Source organism: Rhizobium lentis, assembly GCF_017352135.1.
GTDB lineage: Bacteria > Pseudomonadota > Alphaproteobacteria > Rhizobiales > Rhizobiaceae > Rhizobium > Rhizobium lentis.
In genome coordinates, this window is record NZ_CP071454.1 from 558,280 (window position 1) to 576,867 (window position 18,588).

Annotated in this window: 18 protein-coding genes; 7 read left to right on the top strand and 11 right to left on the bottom strand. The window is 61.6% G+C overall.

The annotated features are described in order from the left end of the window. The first annotated feature begins 126 nt into the window (after positions 1-126). Positions 127-1,113, top strand: coding sequence for a glutathione S-transferase family protein (locus tag J0663_RS02805; RefSeq protein ID WP_207242956.1), 987 nt, complete (start codon positions 127-129; stop codon positions 1,111-1,113). 6 nt (positions 1,114-1,119) lie between these two features. Here the strand turns inward: J0663_RS02805 and J0663_RS02810 are convergent, their stop codons facing one another. Beyond that, positions 1,120-1,620 carry an NUDIX domain-containing protein gene (locus J0663_RS02810; RefSeq protein WP_207244407.1) on the bottom strand — a complete coding sequence of 167 codons (501 nt, stop codon included), beginning with the start codon at positions 1,618-1,620 and terminating at the stop codon, positions 1,120-1,122. A 49-nt stretch (positions 1,621-1,669) separates the two neighbouring features. On the opposite strand from J0663_RS02810, the gene J0663_RS02815 reads away from it, so the two are divergent. The 4 genes from J0663_RS02815 to J0663_RS02830 all read left to right on the top strand — a co-directional run bounded on the left by J0663_RS02815 (position 1,670) and on the right by J0663_RS02830 (position 4,837). Continuing rightward, complete coding sequence (locus J0663_RS02815) at positions 1,670-2,578, top strand: metallophosphoesterase family protein (protein WP_207244406.1); 909 nt, start codon at positions 1,670-1,672, stop codon at positions 2,576-2,578. Between the two features lie 159 nt (positions 2,579-2,737). Beyond that, positions 2,738-3,298, top strand: a complete 561-nt coding sequence (locus J0663_RS02820; RefSeq protein WP_207242957.1) for a tetratricopeptide repeat protein — start codon at positions 2,738-2,740, stop codon at positions 3,296-3,298. A 188-nt stretch (positions 3,299-3,486) separates the two neighbouring features. After that, positions 3,487-3,996, top strand: coding sequence for an RNA polymerase sigma factor (locus J0663_RS02825; protein WP_207242958.1), 510 nt, complete (start codon positions 3,487-3,489; stop codon positions 3,994-3,996). 1 nt (position 3,997) lies between these two features. After that, positions 3,998-4,837: an anti-sigma factor family protein gene (locus J0663_RS02830; RefSeq protein ID WP_207242959.1), complete on the top strand. Its 840-nt coding sequence runs from the start codon at positions 3,998-4,000 to the stop codon at positions 4,835-4,837. A gap of 333 nt (positions 4,838-5,170) precedes the next feature. On the opposite strand, the gene leuA is transcribed toward J0663_RS02830, so the two are convergent. From leuA to J0663_RS02840, 3 genes are all read right to left on the bottom strand, one after another. Beyond that, complete coding sequence (gene leuA, locus J0663_RS02835) at positions 5,171-6,889, bottom strand: 2-isopropylmalate synthase (protein ID WP_207242960.1); 1,719 nt, start codon at positions 6,887-6,889, stop codon at positions 5,171-5,173. A gap of 157 nt (positions 6,890-7,046) precedes the next feature. After that, a complete protein-coding gene (locus J0663_RS31590) occupies positions 7,047-7,172 on the bottom strand; it encodes a hypothetical protein (RefSeq protein WP_259665867.1) in 126 nt (41 codons plus the stop codon). Positions 7,173-7,232: 60 nt separating this feature from the next. Continuing rightward, entirely contained in the window at positions 7,233-8,471 is a 1,239-nt protein-coding gene (locus tag J0663_RS02840; protein ID WP_207244408.1) for a benzoate/H(+) symporter BenE family transporter, read from the bottom strand. 167 nt (positions 8,472-8,638) lie between these two features. Between J0663_RS02840 and J0663_RS02845 the strand changes: the two genes are divergently transcribed. After that, complete coding sequence (locus tag J0663_RS02845) at positions 8,639-9,424, top strand: SDR family oxidoreductase (protein WP_207242961.1); 786 nt, start codon at positions 8,639-8,641, stop codon at positions 9,422-9,424. 83 nt (positions 9,425-9,507) lie between these two features. Here the strand turns inward: J0663_RS02845 and J0663_RS02850 are convergent, their stop codons facing one another. After that, the gene (locus J0663_RS02850) at positions 9,508-10,092 is read right to left on the bottom strand and encodes an ATP-dependent Clp protease proteolytic subunit (protein WP_207242962.1); all 585 of its coding nucleotides are present in this window, start codon (positions 10,090-10,092) and stop codon (positions 9,508-9,510) included. Positions 10,093-10,323: 231 nt separating this feature from the next. Here J0663_RS02850 and J0663_RS02855 point away from each other — a divergent pair, with 231 nt between their 5' ends. Next, positions 10,324-11,094 carry a DUF2076 domain-containing protein gene (locus J0663_RS02855; RefSeq protein WP_207242963.1) on the top strand — a complete coding sequence of 257 codons (771 nt, stop codon included), beginning with the start codon at positions 10,324-10,326 and terminating at the stop codon, positions 11,092-11,094. Between the two features lie 117 nt (positions 11,095-11,211). Here J0663_RS02855 and queF read toward each other — a convergent pair whose 3' ends face one another. The 6 genes from queF to J0663_RS02885 form a co-directional block, all read right to left on the bottom strand. After that, positions 11,212-11,676 carry a preQ(1) synthase gene (gene queF, locus J0663_RS02860; RefSeq protein ID WP_207242964.1) on the bottom strand — a complete coding sequence of 155 codons (465 nt, stop codon included), beginning with the start codon at positions 11,674-11,676 and terminating at the stop codon, positions 11,212-11,214. Continuing rightward, entirely contained in the window at positions 11,676-12,590 is a 915-nt protein-coding gene (emfA, locus tag J0663_RS02865; protein WP_207242965.1) for a cation diffusion facilitator family transporter, read from the bottom strand. Before emfA ends, queF begins: the two co-directional genes overlap by 1 nt. A gap of 198 nt (positions 12,591-12,788) precedes the next feature. Next, on the bottom strand, positions 12,789-13,469 hold the full coding sequence (locus J0663_RS02870) for a DUF2161 domain-containing phosphodiesterase (protein WP_207242966.1): 681 nt from the start codon (positions 13,467-13,469) through the stop codon (positions 12,789-12,791). 12 nt (positions 13,470-13,481) lie between these two features. Continuing rightward, positions 13,482-13,721, bottom strand: a complete 240-nt coding sequence (locus J0663_RS02875) for a hypothetical protein (RefSeq protein ID WP_207242967.1) — start codon at positions 13,719-13,721, stop codon at positions 13,482-13,484. 103 nt (positions 13,722-13,824) lie between these two features. Next, the gene (locus J0663_RS02880) at positions 13,825-16,014 is read right to left on the bottom strand and encodes an anthranilate synthase (RefSeq protein WP_207242968.1); all 2,190 of its coding nucleotides are present in this window, start codon (positions 16,012-16,014) and stop codon (positions 13,825-13,827) included. 258 nt (positions 16,015-16,272) lie between these two features. Further along, positions 16,273-18,531: a TonB-dependent hemoglobin/transferrin/lactoferrin family receptor gene (locus J0663_RS02885; protein WP_207242969.1), complete on the bottom strand. Its 2,259-nt coding sequence runs from the start codon at positions 18,529-18,531 to the stop codon at positions 16,273-16,275. Positions 18,532-18,588 lie beyond the last annotated feature (57 nt).

The following is an 18,588-nucleotide window of genomic DNA, read 5'->3' on the forward strand; positions in this document are numbered from 1 at the left end:
GCTGCACCAATCCGGATTGTGCAATGCGTCAGCGGCGTGACGCACTGTTCAATCTTTACCGCCTGCAAAGCCACGCTATCTCAGCTACCTTCGATCCCGACACATCAGTCAAAGGAAATGAAGATCATGGGAATGCTGGTGGACGGCGTCTGGCATGACGTCTGGTACGACACGAAGGAGAGCAAGGGCCAATTCAAACGGCAGCCCTCGCAGTTCCGCAACTGGGTGACATCGGATGGTGAGGCCGGCCCTTCCGGCAGCGGCGGCTTCAGGGCCGAGGCCGGGCGTTATCATCTCTACGTCTCGCTCGCCTGCCCCTGGGCGCATCGCACCCTGATCTTCCGCAAGCTGAAGAAGCTGGAGGATCTGATTTCGGTCTCCGTCGTCGATCCGCTGATGCTCGAAAACGGCTGGGAGTTCAAGGTCGGTAACGGCGCCACCGGCGATCAGCTCTTCGGCGCCTCCACCCTCTGGCAGATTTACGTTAAGGCCGATCCGCACTATTCCGGCCGCGTCACCGTTCCTGTCCTCTGGGACAAGAAGACCGGCACGATCGTCAGCAATGAATCGGCCGAGATCATCCGCATGTTCAACAGCGCCTTCGACGGGCTGACCGGCTCGAAGACCGATTTTTACCCGGAGGAGCTTCGCGCCGAAATCGACGCGCTGAACGCCACCGTCTACGACACCGTCAACAACGGCGTCTACAAGGCGGGCTTCGCCACCACTCAGGAGGCTTATGAGGAAAACGTCGGCAAGCTGTTCGAAACGCTCGACATTCTCGATGAACGCCTGGGCAAGGGCCGTTACCTCTTCGGCGACAGGTTGACCGAGGCCGACTGGCGCCTGTTCACCACACTGGTGCGCTTCGACCCTGTTTATGTCGGCCACTTCAAGTGCAACATCCGCCGCATCGTCGATTACCGCAACCTGCCCGGTTATCTCAGGGATCTCTACCAGACGGCAGGTGTTGCCGCGACGGTAAACCTCAGCCACATCAAGCAGCACTATTACCGCAGCCACAAGACGATCAACCCGACCGGCATCGTCCCGGTCGGCCCGGCCCTCGATCTCGACAGTCCGCATGGCCGTGCCAGGCTGAATGCCGCCTGACGCTTCTCACCAGCGGTGGTCGGGTTCCTGCTCGCCGCGAAGTTCCGCCAGGCGGCGATACGTCGCCTCGGTCGTGCCTGCGGGCAGGCTGTCGAGCGAAAAGAAACCGCTGTCGGATATCTCCCAATCCGGTGGCCGCGGCGCCGTTTGCTCGACGGTCGCCCGATAAAACACCACATGGTCGCGCCGGGTGGTGGTGGTGTTGAAATAGACCTGGACCAGCTGCGGCTTGCCGATGATTCTGAGGTTCCCTTCCTCGCGCAGCTCCTTGACCAGCGCTTCTTCGGCGGTCTCGTTGCGCTCCAGCCCGCCGCCCGGCATATGCCAGCCGCCGACATAGCTATGGCGCACGAGAAAGATCCGGCCGTCCGCATCGAAGCAGGCAGCCCTGACGCCCATGGTCATGCCGCGCGCGAAGGAGAAATAGACATGCAGGAGGCGCAAGGCCAGCCTGATGTGAGGGGGCCGCTTTTCTTTATCCACCTTCGTTCCGTTTCGGCTCTTCATCGCGCCGGATGTGTTTGATTTGTCAATAAGCTGGTCTATGTCTCGTAGCATGTTCAAGCTCGCGCATATTTCCGACGTCCACCTCGGACCACTGCCCCGTCTTTCTATTCAAGAGCTGTTTTCGAAACGCATAACCGGCTTTGTGAACTGGCATCGAAATCGACGCAAGCACCTTTTTGGCAGCACGCTGGATCTGCTGCTCGAGGATATCCGCGCGCATCAGGCCGATCATCTGGCCGTCACCGGCGATCTCGTCAACCTGGCGAGTGGCATTGAAATCCGGGCGGCGGCCGCCTGGCTGCGCGCGCTCGGCGATCCCGCAGACACCTCTGTCGTTCCAGGCAATCACGACGCCTATGTGCCAGGTGCCTACGAGAAGTCGATGCGCGCCTGGTACGATTATGTCCGCGGCGACCTCGCCTCGCCGCAATGGCAGGAAGACCGTCACATCTTTCCCTATCTGCGCGTCCGCGGCAAGGTCGCGATCGTCGGCTGTTCGACGGCCGTCGCCACGCCCCCCTTCGCCGCCTCCGGTTTTTTCAGCGCACGCCAGGCCCGCGACACGGTGAACATGCTGCGCGCGGCCGGCGAGGCCGGCCTCTTCCGCGTCGTGATGATCCATCATCCGCCGATCCGCGGCGCCACCACCTTCTACAAACGCATGATCGGCATCCGCCGTTTCGCGGCCGTGATTTCGACCGGCGGCGCCGAACTCGTGCTGCACGGCCACACGCATCTGAACACACTGCACTGGCTGCGCGGCCAGGTGCAGCCAGTGCCGGTCGTCGGCATCGCATCGGCCTCTCAGGGACCGGGCAGCGTCAAGCCGCCAGCCGCCTACAACCTGTTCACCATCGATGGCTCTCCGGGCGCCTGGGAACTCAGCGGCGAACGCTTCAGCCTGAACCGGGCCGGCGACGCCGTCATGCCGGAAAGCGTCGATATTTTCGCACCTTAGCGTCGACCTCGGACTCTCTTTGTGCGGCACTTGAAGCAATCTCGAAAAGCGCCTCGCTTCCATCGCAACATTTGTCATCGAGGTCGCTTACCCCTCTTGGTATTTTTACCCGTAAGCGTACAATCCGCGCAACTGCATCGCCTCAGAACGGAGCCGCCAATGACTTCCCCCCTCCATCGCCTGTGCAGAACCACCCTTGCCGCCGGCTTTGCCCTCGGCATTGCGACCGCCGCCTTCGCGGCTGGAGACAGCAACGATGATACCAACCCGCCGCCGAAGACCGAGACGACCAGGACCTGTACCGGCGGCAAGGTTTGGGACAAAGCCAAGAAAGAATGCGTCACCCCGAAGAAGAACAGCTTCAACGACGACGATCTCTATAAGTTCGCCCGCGAATTCGCCTATGCCGGCCAGTATGAGAACGCCATCGCCGTGCTCAATCTCGCCAGCAACCAGAACGATCCGCGCTTCCTGAACTATCTCGGCTACGCCAACCGCAAGGCCGGCCGCATGGAGCTCGGCATGTCCTACTACCGCAAGGCGCTGCAGGCGGATGAAAATTACATCCTCGCCCGCTCCTATATGGGCATGGCGCTGGTGGAACAGGGAGATATCCAAGGCGCTCGCGTCCAGCTCGTCGAAATCCGCGACCGCGGCGGCGAAGGCACCTGGGCCTATCGCTCCCTGCTGCAGAGCCTGAACGGTTACAGGACATATTGACGCAAGCTTTGCGGGCTAGATTGCGAAAACCCCTTGGGAAAGGGGGATAAGACGACCGAATGCTTGCGAAGTGCAGGAGACTTGTTTCATAACGTACCTGCATCTCCGATGCCGATAAAAGCCGGTTTCGCGCCCGACGGCCACCCCCTTCGTCCGCGAAACCATCATGAATGCTTCTTGGATAGACAATGCGTCAGCCCGCAACGACCATCGACCTCCGGCGTGATCTCGTCGGCCTCTTGCCCCGCCTTCGCCGCTTCGCGATCACGCTCGCGCGTGAGGCTGCCGTTGCCGATGAACTCGTCCAGGCCGTTTGTCTGCGCGCCATTGCCAAGGGGCATCAGTGGAGCGGCGAAGGCCGGCTGGAAAGCTGGATTTACACGCTTGCCCGCCAGCAATGGGCCGACGACAGCCGCAAGCGCAAGCCAAAGGCGTCCGCCCGCGGCAACGTCACCGATATCAGAGAGGCTGCGCGCGATCGCTCGGCCTCGGTCGATCCAGACGCGATCCACCGCATGATCTCCGAGATGCCGGACGGCGTTTCCAGCGTCTTCCTGCTCGTCGACGTCGAAGGCCACAGCTACCAACAGGCGGCCGATATCATGGGCATTTCCGTGGCAAGCGTCGTGTCCCAGCTTGCCGCCGCAAGGCTGCATTTCGCCGGACTTGCCGGCACCCACCCCATCCACAGGTACTGAATTGCTCGATCTCAGGAAATTGCCGCTCGAAGTCCAGCTCACCGCCCTCCTCGACGGCGAAGTCTCGCCCGAACAGCGACACGAACTGGAGCAGCGCCTGGCAAGCGATGAGAACGCGCGCCGGCTGCATGAAAAGCTCCGCCATGGCGCCGAATTCGGCCGCCGCCGCCTCGACGATGTGCTGAAAGAACCGGTGCCGCTTGCCCTGGTCCGCTCGATCAAGAGCACGCAGCCGCCGAAGACGCCGATCGCGCAGCGCGCCACCCGTCCGCCGGTGAAGCTGGCGCCGAGTGGCCCGCAGGCGCTGGCCGCCGCGCTCATCCTCTTCGTCGTCGGCTGCGGCATCGGCTATTTCGTCGGCATCAGTCCGGATGCCGACGAGATCGCCACCACAACCGCCACGGCGCCCGCCAATACCAACGACTGGCTCGGCGACGTCACCGCCTATCAGCGCCTGCTGATCCGCCAGCCCCGTCACCTCGTCGAAGTGCCGGCCTCGCAGGCCGAGGAAATTTCCAGCTGGCTGACGACCGCGATCGGCGTGCCCTTCCGCGTACCCGATCTCAGCGCCGAATCCTGGACCTTCCAGGGCGCCCGCGTCATTCTCGGCGACAACCGCCCTGTCGGCCAGCTCGTCTATTCCAACACCGACGGCGACATCATCTCCATCTGCTTCCGCAAGGATGCCCAGCTGCCTGAGACCGACGACTTCAAGGAAACGATCAGGGACGAGATCGGGCTGGTGACCTGGCACAATGCCGGCACATCCTATGTGCTTGCCGGCCCGTCCGCCGAAGCCGCCCTCGGCCAACTCGCCATGAAGATCGCGACCGCGATTTGATTCCGCCTATCGCATGTCGCGAATGGTGAGCATGCCAGCGAACCAAACCCGACCGTCAGCATCAGCCGCCCCCTCATCCGCCTGCCGGCACCTTCTCCCCGCTGGGGAGAAGGGACGTGTGGCTACGTCTCGGCTCCTAAAAGCGTCTGTAGTAGAAAGGCATAGCGGGAGGCTTGTTCCCTCTTCTCCCCTCGGGGAGAAGGTGCCCGTAGGGCGGATGAGGGGGCCACACGGCAAGCCTTTATTGCTCTTGCTCAGTGAAGACGCAACGAAGCCAACCTAATCGTCAGGCCGCACCGCGCCGAAGCGATCGCGGCCTGAAACACAATCAGATCAGGCCTTGCCGGCCCTCACCTCGAGCACCCGGTTGGCCGCCGAGACAATCGCTTCCAGCGATGCCGCGACGATGTTGGTGTTGATGCCTGCACCGAAGAGCTTGCCGCCCGGATAGGATGTCTCGACATAGGAGATCGCCGCCGCGTTCGAACCGTGCTGCAGCGAATGCTCGGAATAGTCCTCGACCGACATTTCAATGCCGAGATAATGCGACAGCGCGTTGATGAAGCCGTCGATCGGGCCGTTGCCGCGGCCTTCGATGCGCTTGATCTCACCATTGTCGGTGATCTCGGCCGCCACAATCCGCTGGCCCTTGCGTTCTGTGTCGGGATAAGTGTGGTGGTCGACGAACTTCAGGCGCGCATCGGGCTGCGTCACATAGCGCTCTATGAAGCGGTCATGGATGCGCTTCGAGGGAAGCTCCTTGCCCTCTACGTCGGTGATGCGCTGGATGTCCTCGCGGAACTCGACTTGCAGGTTGCGCGGCAGGTTCAGCCCATAATCCTGTTGCAGGATATAGGCGATGCCGCCCTTGCCGGACTGCGAGTTGATACGGATGATCGCCTCGTAGGAACGGCCGACGTCGCGCGGATCGATCGGCAAGTATGGCACTTCCCACACCGGATCGTTGGCGATCTGCGCGGCCTTCATGCCCTTGTTGATCGCATCCTGATGCGAGCCGGAGAAAGCCGTATAGACCAGCTCGCCGACATAGGGGTGTCGCTCGGCAATCGTCATCTGGTTCGAATATTCGAATACTTCCTTGATGCGCTCGATGTTCGAGCAGTCGATCCCGGGATCGACCCCTTGCGTGAACATGTTGAGCGCCATCGTCACGACGTCGACATTGCCGGTGCGCTCGCCATTGCCGAAGAGCGTGCCTTCGACGCGGTCGGCGCCCGCCAGCAGGGCCAGTTCGGCGGCAGCGATGCCGGTCCCGCGGTCGTTATGCGGATGCAGCGAGACGATCAGGTTCTCGCGATTGTCGAGATTGCGGCACATCCATTCGATCTGGTCGGCATAGACGTTCGGCGTCGCCATCTCGACGGTCGAGGGCAGGTTGATGATGAGCTTGTTGTCGGGCGTCGGCTTCACCACCTCGATGACGGCGTTGCAGATTTCCAGCGCCACTTCCAGCTCCGTGCCGGTGAAGCTTTCAGGCGAATATTCGAAACGATAGCCGCCGCCGGCCCTGGCGGCCATGTCGGTGATCATCTTGGCGGCGTCGACGGCGATCTGCTTGATGCCCTGCACATCCTTTGCGAAGACGACGCGCCGCTGCAGCTCGCTGGTCGAGTTATAGAAATGCACGATCGGCCGGTTCGCCCCTTCCAGCGCTTCGAAGGTGCGAGTGATGAGTTCCGGACGGCATTGCACCAGCACCTGCAGCGAAACGTCAGCGGGCACGTTGCCCTCCTCGACGCACCAGCGGGCGAAATCGAAATCGGTCTGCGAAGCCGAGGGGAAACCGATCTCGATCTCCTTGAAGCCCATTTCGAGCAGCAGATGGAACATGCGCGCCTTGCGGTCGTGGCCCATCGGGTCGACCAGCGCCTGATTGCCATCGCGCAGATCGACGGAGCACCAGACAGGCGCCTTGGTTATGGTCTTGGTAGGCCAGGTACGGTCAGGAATGTTAACCTGAGGATAGGGCCGGTATTTCACCGCGGCATCGGGCATGCCCTTGGCGGAGGCTCGGCTGGTGGTGTTGTCCATTGTCTTGTCTCCTCGTCCCGGCATTTGCCCCCGCTCTTAGCCGATCACATCGGGCTTGGCGATAAACAAATGCGGACCTTCGTCGGTCGATAGGTCAATTTTCAAAGTGAGTCGCGAGGAGCGATGGCCGGGCGGGCTTTCGGCCGCCGGGCGCTCCTCAAAGAACCCGGCAACCGCGCGTAAGGCCGAGGAGAAGAAGCGAGGTCAGGGCGCGCGAGTTGTCACGCAGGGCCATGCGGCCGCGTGCAATCGTGTCGGAAATCTTGGCGCCAGTGGTCTTCATGGCCGCGCTTATAGCCTTGGGCTGCAGAACTGGCAAGCCCTTGCGGCCCGTCAGCTTCCGTTACTTCTCCTGAGCGCGATCTTTCGACATCTTCAGCAGCTGCGACAGCGCAATCATCAGCCCGCCGGCGATCAATCCCCAGAAGGCGCCTGAAATGCCGCCGAAAGACACGCCGGATGCGGTGATGAGGAAGGTGATCGCCGCCGCCTCGCGTGATTCCGGCGCCTGAAACGCCGACATCGCCGAGGACGAAAAAGCGCCGACCAGCGCCAGTCCCGCCACCGCCTCGATCAGCACGGGAGGCGCGAGCGCCACGAAGGCCGTCACCGCGCCGGCAAGCAGCCCCAGGATGATATAGCCGACCCCCGCGCTCAGCGATGCCCAATAGCGCCGTTTCGGATCGGCATGAGCATCCGGCCCGGCGCACATCGCCGCAGTGACCGCCGCCAGATTGATTGCATGGCCCCCGAAGGGTGCCGACAGCAGCGAGAAGAAGCCGGTGACGGCAAAGAGCGGGCCCGGCTTCGGATCGTAATGACAGACTTTCAGGACGGCGATGCCGGGAATGTTCTGCGAGGCCATGGTGACGATGAAAAGCGGCAGCGCGATCGAGATGAAGGCCGCAAGGTTGAACGCCGGCCGGACGAATTCCGCCACCGGCACCAGCGATCGTTCGAGCGAGGCGAAGGCGCCGTCCGGCATATCGACGCCGAAGGCAAGTACCAGCACGAAGGCTGCGAGTGCGGCCGGCACCGCCCAGAGCCGCTTGAAGGCACCGACGACGATCCAGGAAATTAGGATCGGCAGCCCGAGCAGCGGGTTGAAGCCGATCGCCTTCACCGGCGCAAAGCAGAGGCCGATCAGCACGCCGGCTAGCATCGCATTGGCGAGCGGCGCAGGAATGGCGGTGACCGCCCGGCCGAGCGGCCTGAACAGCCCGGCGACGATGATCAGCAGCCCGCAGATCAGGAATGCGCCGACCGCCGCAGTGAAGCCGCCCTCGACCGCCCCGGTGCTTGCGAGCAGTGCTGCGCCCGGCGTCGACCAGGCGATGCTGATCGGCAATCGGGTTACGGCGCTGAGCACGATGGCGCAGATTCCCATGGAGATCGACAATGCCATCAGCCCCGAGGCCGCCTCCGCCTCTGTGGCGCCGACCGCCCGCAGCCCGTGCAGCACGACGGCAAAAGAGCTGGCGGAACCGACGAAAGCGGTCAGCAGCCCCATGAACAGGGCCTGGACGGAAAAATCTTTGAGCATGGCGGAGACTCGCGGGCTGCGGGAATGCGCATGGAGCATGAGCATTGGTAAATGCGCAAGTTCAGATTTACAGCTTTCGGTTCACTGGCCGCCGATGGAAGTATTAGCGTCATCCCCGCCATGAGAACTTCGCAAGCGAACGCCTTTGCGCTCGCTTGCCGCGCGCATAGAGTATCTCCATTTTCGTCAGATGAGGGGATAGACGAATGGTTGGCGAAGCACGAAGAATTCTCGTCACCGGGGCGACCGGAGGCATTGGAACGGCAATTTGCCGTCAGCTCGCCGGGAGCGGCTATTCACTGGTTCTGGCGGCACGCGACGAGGCGAAGCTGAAAGCACTTTCAGACGACGTGACGGGCAACGGCCATATGTGGCTGCGGTTGGATATGACGAGCGATCAGTCGATCCGTCAATTCGCGGAGGAATTGGCGGCGAAGCACATTGCTCTCGACGGCGCCGTGCTCATGCCGCCACAGGCTCACAGCACGAATGACCCGATGCCATCAAGTGAGGCATGGCGGGCGCTATTTCAAAACTGCTTCATCGGACCTCTCGAGGTCCTGAAGGTCGCGATCGACCGGATGAGCTCCGACCCGATCAACGGCCGCCGCGCAAAAATCGTCATCATATCTGGGATATCATCCGCTCAGGTGCTTGGTCATTACGCTACCTCGAACGTGCTGCGCTGCGCCTGGATTGGCGAGGCAAAGACATTGGCCTTTGCGCTCGGCGCCCGCGGCATTCACGTCAACACGCTTTCGCTCGGCGGTACGCTCTCCCCTTGGTATCGAGAAGGGATCGAAAAGCGAGCCGAGGCCGCAGGCATCACGTTCGAGGAGCGCCTTGCCGAGGAGACGTCGAACATTCCCTTGGGAAAATACGGAGAACCGGCAGAAGTTGCCGTCGCCGTTGAAGGGCTCTTGTCGCCCTTCTCCGACCATATGACCGGTCTGAACATCATGCACGACGGCGGATTCACGCGCTCGTACTAAGACAGGTAGAAGCACTGCGATAAAATGAAACGCCTCGTCTGCGATCGGCAGGCGAGGCGTTTCAAAACTTCCGCTCGAAAAGCTCAGATATCGACCTGCGACGTCACGATGCGCGAAACGAGGCCGTAGTCCTTCGCCTCTTCGGCAGAAAGCCAGTAGTCGCGATCCGTATCCTTGGCGATCTTGTCGAGCGGCTGGCCGGTGGCCTCAGCCATGATCTTGTTCAGGCGCTCGTTCATCTTGATGATCTCGCGCGCCTGGATCTCGATGTCGGATGCCATGCCGCGCGTGCCGCCCGACGGTTGGTGCAGCAGGAAGCGCGTGTTCGGCAGGCACAGGCGCCGCTCCCTGGGAGCCGCGACATAGATCAGCGCACCGGCGGAGGCGACCCAGCCCGTGCCGATCATCCAGACCTTCGGCTTGATGAACTTGATCATGTCATGGATGGAATCGCCGGATTCGACATGGCCGCCGGGCGAATTGACATAGATGCGGATGTCTTCGTCGCTGGCCGCGGCGAGCGCCACAAGCTGCGAGCAGACCTTCTGCGCCAGTTCCTGATTGATCGGTCCATAGATGAAGATCGAACGCGACTTGAAAAGATTCGCCTCCGTTTCCTTGCCGAGCGGCAGTTCCTTCGTCTTGTCGTCCTGTTCTTCGTCGTTCATTCGAACCTCTCGGAGATGAATTCGGGTTCCTCGCACATAGTGCGACTCAATGCCTAAAACAATGCGGGAAAAACACAAGGCACCGAAGCGATGGAGATATCCTTAAGAAGCCGCGCAGCGTTCCGCAAGCCTTACTGAAATGTAACGGTGGAAGGCTTTGAAAAGCCTGAATCGGTTCCTACCTCCACCCTCACGTGGCAACCGCCATACCAGATCAAGAGGAGACAGGACATGTCACCCGAAGAACGCCAATTGCTGACCGCCCTCTTCGACCGCGTGCGCACGGCCGAAGCCACGCCGCGCGACCGCGAGGCCGAAGCCCTGATCGACCAGGCGACGCGGGCGCAGCCGTCCGCCACTTATTATCTCGCCCAGGCCGTCATCGTGCAGGAAAAAGGTCTGGAAGCAGCCGCCAATCACATCAAGGAACTGGAAGAGCGTGTGCGGCAGTTCGAAGCCGGCGCCAGCGAGCACCGCCAAGCCGAGCAGGGCGGCGGCTTCCTGAGCTCGATATTCGGCAACACCCAGACGCAACAGCCCGCACCGGTTCCATCCAATCCCGGCCCCTGGGGTCAGCCCTCCCGCTCCTATGACGAACCACGTGGCTACGAGAGCAACGCTCGCCAGATGCCGCAGCATCCAAGCGGTCCCTGGAGCCAGCAGGCCTATGCGCCGTCCGCCGGCGGCAGCTTCCTGCGCGGCGCGCTCGGCACGGCAGCGGGCGTAGCCGGCGGCATGCTGCTCGCCAATTCACTGAGCGGCATCTTCGGCAATCACATGTCCTCGCTCGGCTGGGGTTCGCCCTTCGGCGCCAACCCCTTCGGCAATGCCAGCGCCCCCACAGAGGAAACCGTCATCAACAATTATTTCGGCAACGACGACACGCGCCAAGCTTCGGACAATACAGCCGATGACAACGATGACGCCAACGTGCAGCAGGCCAATTATGACGACAGTGATTACAGTGACGGCCCTTCTGGTGACGACATCACGGAGGTTTAGCAGTCGGAAACGGGCAGCGGTTGCCGCACCGTTGCCCGGCCCTTCGCTTGGGCTCAGCGCGTTCGTCGCTGCAATCGATTCACAAGATCGATTGCTCGGGCTGCGCCCGACCGCTTCTCACCCACGCCCGCGATATGTAGCAACCCCTTGCTCCGGCAGCCATACGCCTTCGGGGGGCTTTCCGGTCTGCCAGAAAACGTCGATCGGAATGCCGCCGCGCGGATACCAGTAGGCGCCGATCCGGAGCCACTTGGGATCGAGCAGCTCCACGATGCGCTTGGCGATGTAGATCGAACAATCCTCATGGAAGGCGCCGTGATTACGGAACGAAAACAGGAAGAGCTTCAGCGACTTCGACTCCACCAGCCACTCGCCCGGAATATAGTCGATGACGATATGGGCGAAATCGGGCTGGCCGGTCATCGGGCAGAGCGAGGTGAATTCCGGCGCGGTGAAGCGCACGACATAATCCGTGCCGGCATGATTGGACGGCACTTTTTCCAGCACCGCCTCCTCAGGCGATTTCGCAGTTTCGGTTTGGTGACCCAGCATTGACAGGCTGGAAACATCGGTATTCGGCATCATGCCTCCTTGATGACTTTGACGCGGATGCCATGGGCCTTTTCGCCCTCCGGCTCCACATGAATGGCGATTTTGGCGCCCTCATGCACGGCACTGATGGCATCCTCAAGGCGATCGCATATATCATGCGCCTCCCGCACGGACATAGAGCCGGGCACCACCATATGAAAATCGATGAAGGTGACGGTGCCCGCCCGCCTTGTTTTCAGGTCATGCACGCCGATCGAGCCCGTCGCATAGGTGGCGATCGCCTGCTTGATCGCCTCCTCCTCCTGCGGATCGACCGCCTGGTCCATCAGCCCGCTGATTGATTGCGAGATCACCTTCCAGCCCTGATAGAGGATGTTGCAAGCAACGAGAATGGCGAGCACCGGATCAAAGATCGCATAACCCGTCGCCAGGGCCAGCAACAGGCCGGCGAGCACACCGACGGACGTCACCACATCCGACATGATATGCTGGCCGTCGGCCGTCAGTGCTGCCGAGCGATGTTTGCGCCCGGTCCGGATCAGCAGCCGCGCCCAGACCGCATTGATGACCCCAGCCGCGAAATTGATCGCCAGGCCGAGCACCGGCGCATCGAGCATGCGCGGTTCGCTGAGATAGCCGATCGCCTCGTTGACGATCAAAAGCGCCGCAACGACAATCAGCACGCCCTCGGTGACGGCAGACAGATATTCCGCCTTGTGATGGCCGAAGGGGTGGTCGTGATCGGCCGGCTTCTGCGCGTAGCGAATGACGAAGAAGGCGATGAAGGCGGCAGCGACATTCACCGTCGATTCAAGCCCGTCCGACAGCAGGGCCACCGAGCCGGTCACCCACCAGGCCACCATCTTCAGCCCCATGACGCCGAGCGACAGCGGGATGCCCCACATCGCCAGCTTCTGAACCGTCAGATCGCCGTTATCGCTCATATCGTCCTCCTGCGGTTGCGAATGAATTGCAGGGTCTAAGCCATTGAAATGCAAAACCGCCCACGCGAATGTCGCGCAGGCGGCCCAGTTGAGGGTGATATGGGCGATGACGGAGGATTTGTCAAAGAGAATGACGCGTCCTTCGCAGCTGTTCCCGCCCCGACAGGCAGCGGCACAGACGCACGACAGGCGATCTTGTTACAGCCCCGAGGGAGCGGGATCGGACTGGACAGATTGCGGCCATCGCAGAAGAGCGGCCTGCCCTGCCGGCGTCAGTGCGTAGACGCCCTTTTCCTGGCGCTCGAACCAGCCGTAGACGTTGTCGCGCAGGATCGGCCCGGCCTTTGGCGTCAGTGCCTTCATATCCCGCGGGCGCACGACGCCCCGGTCGAGCGCGGCCGCGCACAGCAGCGCCTGCTGGCGATAGGCCGTCATGATCGGCGCCCGCGAACCGCCGCCAATGGCAGGATCACCGCGACGACGCTGATGTTCCTTGACAAGCCGCGAGCGCCGTTTCGGATTGGTGCGCGGCATCGGCGAGACGGAGCTGACGATGACGCTGACCTCGCCGCCATCGGAAACGCCGAGCATGCCTATGCCGAGCCGCCGGCAGAGGTCGCGGTAGCGTTTGTCGGTCTCTCGCCCGCGCCCCTTGGCCGAAATGCGCGCCGCGATCCAGACTTCATCGCTCATCGAGGCCCTGTCGACCGCCTGGAGAAGCAGTTCGAGGTTGAAGGAGAGCTTCAATTCGCAGACCACCACAACCGGCGGCTCGCCGTCGCTCAAGCCGACGAGATCGCATCCTGCGACCTCACCCTTGACGACATAACCCGCAGCCTCCAGGAAGGCTTTGACCGGCAGATAGAGCGACGTCTCCATCGAAAAACCGCCTCACGCGGCGTTGAGATCGGCAATCTCGCCGTATTGGGCAAGCAGCCGCGGCGAGGTCATGTCGCCGGTTTCCTCATCGACCATGACGGCATAGGCCGCAACGCCGACGAAGCGCTCGGCCATCGCCGAGGCAATCTTTTCCGCGCTGACGGCGTTCGATGCCTGGCGCATTTCACCGGGCACGAGATTGCCCCGGTTCTTGCGGTAGGGAAGGACGATGAACTTCTCGGCATTGGCCACAGCGATAATTCCCGGTTGACCGTTCCGGAAATGTTCTGATTTGCCCGACAGAGTCAACCCTCGCCCCCATCCGCGCACAGAAAGGGGCGAGATGGAACCGGCCTCAAGCAGCCTTGGTCTTCACCTTGCGCGCCAGATGCGCCACGACATTCTCGATCATCCGCATGCCGGCATCACCGCCGAGCGTCATGATCGATTCCGGATGGAACTGCACCGCGGCAATCGGCTCCTTTTCGTGTTCGATGCCCATGATCGTACCGTCCTCGCTCTCCGCCGTGATGATGAATTCCCGCGGCAGCGTCGAGGGATCGGCGAAGATCGAGTGGTAGCGGCCGACGGTCACTTCCTTCGATAGGCCGGAGAAGACGATGCCCGGCTCCAACACGCGAATGCGCGACGGCTTGCCGTGCATCGGCAGCGCGAGATGCCGCAGTTCCCCACCATAGGCTTCGGCGAGCGCCTGCAGGCCGAGGCAGACGCCGAAGATCGGCAGGTTACGCGCCCGCGCCTTCTTGATCGTCGCCTTGCAGTCGAAATCCTTCGGCGTTCCGGGACCCGGCGACAGCACGACGAGATCCGGGTTCAGCCGGTCGAAGATCTCCTCCGCTACCGGCGTGCGCACGGTCGAAACCGTCGCGCCGGTCTGGCGGAAATAATTGGCGAGCGTGTGGACGAAGCTGTCCTCATGATCGACGAGCAGGATGCTGACACCCTTGCCGACGCTGGCGACGTCGCGCTGCATCTTGCCGGAATTGCCGATCTTGGCGTCTCGGATGGCGGAAAGCATGGCGGAGGCCTTCAGTTCAGTTTCGGCTTCTTCTTCTTCTGGAATGGAATCGTTGAGCAGCGTCGCGCCGGCGCGAACCTCGGCGATTCCGTCTTTGATGCGCACGGTGCGCAGAGTCAGACCGGTATTCATGTCGCCGTTGAAGCCGACCATGCCGATTGCACCACCATACCATGCGCGCGGGCTCTTTTCATGGCTCTCGATAAACCGCATCGCCCAGAGTTTCGGCGCACCGGTGACGGTGACCGCCCAGGCGTGGCTCAAGAAACCGTCGAAGGCGTCCATGTCGTCGCGCAGCCGCCCCTCGATGTGATCGACCGTATGGATGAGGCGCGAATACATCTCGATCTGCCGGCGGCCAATCACCTTCACCGAGCCCGGCTCGCACACACGGCTCTTATCGTTGCGGTCGACGTCCGAGCACATGGTGAGTTCGGATTCGTCCTTCTTGGAATTCAGAAGCTTCAGGATCTGCTCGCTGTCGGCGATCGGATCGTCGCCGCGCTTGATCGTGCCCGAGATCGGGCAGGTCTCGATGCGACGGCCGGACACGCGCACGAACATCTCCGGCGAGGCGCCGACCAGATATTCCTGATTGCCGAGATTGATGAAGAAGGAATAGGGCGACGGATTGATCGCCTTCAGCCGCTTGGAAATGTCTGAAGGCTTGCTTTCGCAGCGCTCCATGAACTTCTGCCCGGGCACGACTTCGAATAGATCGCCCTTGCGGAAGCTCTCCTTGGCCTTGACGACAAGCTCGGCATATTCGCCCGGCCGGTGGTCGCTCTTCGGCGGAATGGCATCCGTATGTCTGAAAGGCTCCGGCGCGATATCGCCGGCCTTGCCCTCGGTTGAAAGGCCGCCTTTCTCGAAATCATACCGGTCGATCCAGGCCTTGGCGGCGTAGTTGTCGACGACAAGGATCTCGTCCGGCAGATAGAGCACCATGTCGCGCTGGTCGGAGGGCCGCGTCAGTTTCAGATCGATCGCATCAAACTGGAAAGCGATGTCGTAGCCGAACGCGCCGTAGAGACCGAGGCTTGCATCCGCCTGCGAATAGAACAGATCGGTAACGGCGCGCAACACCGTGAAGACCGTCGGCATCTTCGAACGCTCTTCCTCGGTGAACACCCGGTCCGGGGCCTTGACGGAGAGGTCGAGACGGCGAGTGGAGGAAGCGCCGAGCACGAGTTCGGGCACCGTCTTCAGCCGCTCGGTCACGAAGCCGAGTAGCACCTCGCCGCGCTCGTTGTAGGCCTCGATCCAGACGTCGCGCCCGAAGGAGGAGATGCCGAGCGGCGGATCGACAACGGCGGTATCCCAGCGCGTATAACGGCCCGGATATTCGTAGTTCGACGAAAAGACGGCGCCGCGACGTTCGTCGAGCTTGTCGACATAGGAAGAGACCGCGTCGCTATAGGGGATCGCCCGCCGCTGCCGCGTGACGGATATCCCGCCCTTGGTCTCGTAGATTTCCGCACCATCATCCCGCAGGATCGTTACCATAATTCCACTCCGTTATCGGGGCCCGGACGACAGGCGGCGATAAAACAAAAAAAGCCGCCTCGAAGTTTCGGGCGGCTCACTCGTCGTATTTGGACACGATTGGTCGAGGCCGCCTCAGCGAGCCCACCACCAAACAGCAATGTTCGAAGACTTGATCATGGGAAATTGTTAGCCTGAGATCAGCCGTCGCGCAAGAGGCGATTGCGGGAATGAAAAGGGCGGCCCGAAAGCCGCCCTCCCTCAGCCTTAAAGGCGCAATCAGAAGGTCTTGGTGAGCGAGACCTTGAAGGTACGGCCCGGCTCGGAATACCAATCGCGCGGCTGCGATGCGGTCGCAGAGCTGAGATTGACGTCGCGCACGGCGAGCGCGTTGAAATATTCCTGGTCGAAGATGTTGTAGACACCGGCTTGAACGCGCAGGCCCGGCAACTGTTCCGGCGTCCACCAGCCGGTCAGGTCGACGATTGCATAACCGGGCGCATCGAAGGTCGTGTCGGCGGTGTTGGTGACGGGAGTATTGAGGTGGTCGGTCAGCATGCCGGCCGAAAGCGTCGAGGAAAGGTCGAAGCCGAAGGTCTCATTGCTCCAGCCGCCGCCGACGATCGCCTTGAACGGCGCCACCGAGCGCAGGCGCTGGGTAGTTTCTTCGTTCCTGCCATAGGCATAGGCAAGCGAGGCATGCAGATTGATGCCGTTGTTGAACGACTTGGCGGCGCTGACTTCAAGACCCGAGATCGTCGCCGCTGCCACGTTCGTGTAATTGAACTCAGTAAAGCCTGTCGCGTCGACGCTCGTCACCGTCTCGATAAAGTTCTGATAACGGGTATGGAAAGCCGCGACCCGGCCGGTAAAATCGCCCGTGTCGAAATTGGCGCCGATTTCGATGCCGCGGCCGATTTCCGGTTCCAGATCAGGATTGCCGAGCTGGGCGTAGCGGCCCGTGGGGTTGTAGAAGCGGCTGTAGAGTTCGTCGACGGTTGGCGCGCGGAAGCCGACCGCCAGCTGCATGTAGAGCTCTACATCAGGCGTCAGGTCGTATGTCGCAAGGATCTTCGGCGACATGGCAGCTTCCGTCCGGTCCCGAAGTTCGCCGAAACGGGTAATGCCGGTATTGTTGGCAAAACCACCGCCGGTCGAGGGATCGTAGTTGAACCAGTCGAAGCGGAAGCCGGGTGTCAGGGTGAAGCCGGTATTGCCGATCTCAATCTTGTCCTCGACAACAAGCCCCAGGGTCTGGCTGTCCACATTGGGAACTTCCGCCTGATTGTTCAGCGACGGGCAGGTCGTCGACGTCGGGCAAAGAGCCCAGCTGTATTGGCTCCAGCTGGAGACGCCGACATCGAGGCCGACGCGAACCGAGTGGCTGAGGCCAGAATATTCGAAATCCTTCGTCGCGGTCCCGCTGAAGCCCCAGGTTTCGTTTTCGATCTCGTTGTTACGGCCATAGGCGACATTTGCGGTCGTACGCCCCCCGCTACCAGCTTCCTTCTTCAAATCCAGCCAATAAAGCGTAGCCCGCGCGCTGCTGAAGAACGCGTCGGAGGACTGCGCTTCATAATCATAATCAATCGATACGCGATCGCGGTCGCGCAGTTCGCGACCGTCATAATTGTCGATCATGAAGTTACGAGGGCTGGCTCCTCCCTGAAGGTGGCGCAGGTCGGTTTTTAGATCCCAGCGGAACCGTTCCGCTGTCAAGCCGATGCGATGGCCGCCTTCCAGTTCCTGACGCAGTTTGAAGAGCAGGTTGTTCTGATCAAAGTCAGCCGGATTCGCCTCGGTGCGAAGAGCACCGTAGCTGTCGTTATCGCCCATATTGTCGCGTTCGTGGCCTTTGCGGTAACCGCCCTGGAACAGGATCGAGGTACCGCCGATCTTCTTGGCAGCCGCGGCCGAGCCGGAAAGGCTCCTGTCTTCGCTGTCATAGGTCGATTTGACGATCGCACCCCAGTCGCGGCCTTCAGGAATGAGATCTTCCGGCTCCAGCGTATTGAGAACGATGGCGCCGCCGAGCATGCCCGAACCACCCTTGCTCGAATCCGCGCCGCGCACGATATCGAGCGATGACAGCGAATCGAAATCGAACGTGTCTCCGCCGCCATTGGCGTTGGCCGGCGCAAAAGCACCCTGGCGCGAGCTGTTCGAAATATAAGGAATCGGAATACCGTCGATGGTAGTCAGGATGCGAGCACCGGACAGGCCGCGCAGGTTGAAGCCCGCGTCGGCGCGCGAATAGTTCACACCCGCATCGACGCTGCGGCCGATATCGTCATAGTTGGTGACCTGCTTCTCTTCCAGCTGCTTCTTCGTAATCTCGGTCGCGAGCGGCGTATCGGCGACGCTGCCCGGCGCGACGCGTTTGCCCTTGACGACGATCTTCTGCAGAATGGTACTGTCATCTGTCGTCGCCTGAGGCGTCGTTGCCGAAGCGGTTTGAGCGAAAGACTGCGAAACAGGAAGAACAGCAGCAACGGCTGTGCAGACCAATAGAACCGAGCGCCAATGCCGGACGATCATAACCTACCCTCTCATGATGATTACCGGGCTGGCTGGTCGTGGCGCGTCGAACGCTCG

What these genes read in the sequence shown, in the direction of transcription:
- leuA (WP_207242960.1), bottom strand. Translation starts at nt 6,889, where the DNA reads ATGGACAACACCACCAGCCGAGCCTCCGCCAAGGGCATGCCCGATGCC.
- J0663_RS02820 (WP_207242957.1), top strand. Translation starts at nt 2,738, where the DNA reads ATGACTTCCCCCCTCCATCGCCTGTGCAGAACCACCCTTGCCGCCGGC.
- emfA (WP_207242965.1), bottom strand. Translation starts at nt 12,590, where the DNA reads ATGAGCGATAACGGCGATCTGACGGTTCAGAAGCTGGCGATGTGGGGC.
- J0663_RS02810 (WP_207244407.1), bottom strand. Translation starts at nt 1,620, where the DNA reads ATGAAGAGCCGAAACGGAACGAAGGTGGATAAAGAAAAGCGGCCCCCT.
- J0663_RS02870 (WP_207242966.1), bottom strand. Translation starts at nt 13,469, where the DNA reads ATGGAGACGTCGCTCTATCTGCCGGTCAAAGCCTTCCTGGAGGCTGCG.
- queF (WP_207242964.1), bottom strand. Translation starts at nt 11,676, where the DNA reads ATGCCGAATACCGATGTTTCCAGCCTGTCAATGCTGGGTCACCAAACC.
- J0663_RS02815 (WP_207244406.1), top strand. Translation starts at nt 1,670, where the DNA reads ATGTTCAAGCTCGCGCATATTTCCGACGTCCACCTCGGACCACTGCCC.
- J0663_RS02825 (WP_207242958.1), top strand. Translation starts at nt 3,487, where the DNA reads ATGCGTCAGCCCGCAACGACCATCGACCTCCGGCGTGATCTCGTCGGC.
- J0663_RS02840 (WP_207244408.1), bottom strand. Translation starts at nt 8,471, where the DNA reads ATGCTCCATGCGCATTCCCGCAGCCCGCGAGTCTCCGCCATGCTCAAA.
- J0663_RS02855 (WP_207242963.1), top strand. Translation starts at nt 10,324, where the DNA reads ATGTCACCCGAAGAACGCCAATTGCTGACCGCCCTCTTCGACCGCGTG.
- J0663_RS31590 (WP_259665867.1), bottom strand. Translation starts at nt 7,172, where the DNA reads ATGAAGACCACTGGCGCCAAGATTTCCGACACGATTGCACGCGGCCGC.
- J0663_RS02805 (WP_207242956.1), top strand. Translation starts at nt 127, where the DNA reads ATGGGAATGCTGGTGGACGGCGTCTGGCATGACGTCTGGTACGACACG.
- J0663_RS02880 (WP_207242968.1), bottom strand. Translation starts at nt 16,014, where the DNA reads ATGGTAACGATCCTGCGGGATGATGGTGCGGAAATCTACGAGACCAAG.
- J0663_RS02885 (WP_207242969.1), bottom strand. Translation starts at nt 18,531, where the DNA reads ATGATCGTCCGGCATTGGCGCTCGGTTCTATTGGTCTGCACAGCCGTT.
- J0663_RS02850 (WP_207242962.1), bottom strand. Translation starts at nt 10,092, where the DNA reads ATGAACGACGAAGAACAGGACGACAAGACGAAGGAACTGCCGCTCGGC.
- J0663_RS02845 (WP_207242961.1), top strand. Translation starts at nt 8,639, where the DNA reads ATGGTTGGCGAAGCACGAAGAATTCTCGTCACCGGGGCGACCGGAGGC.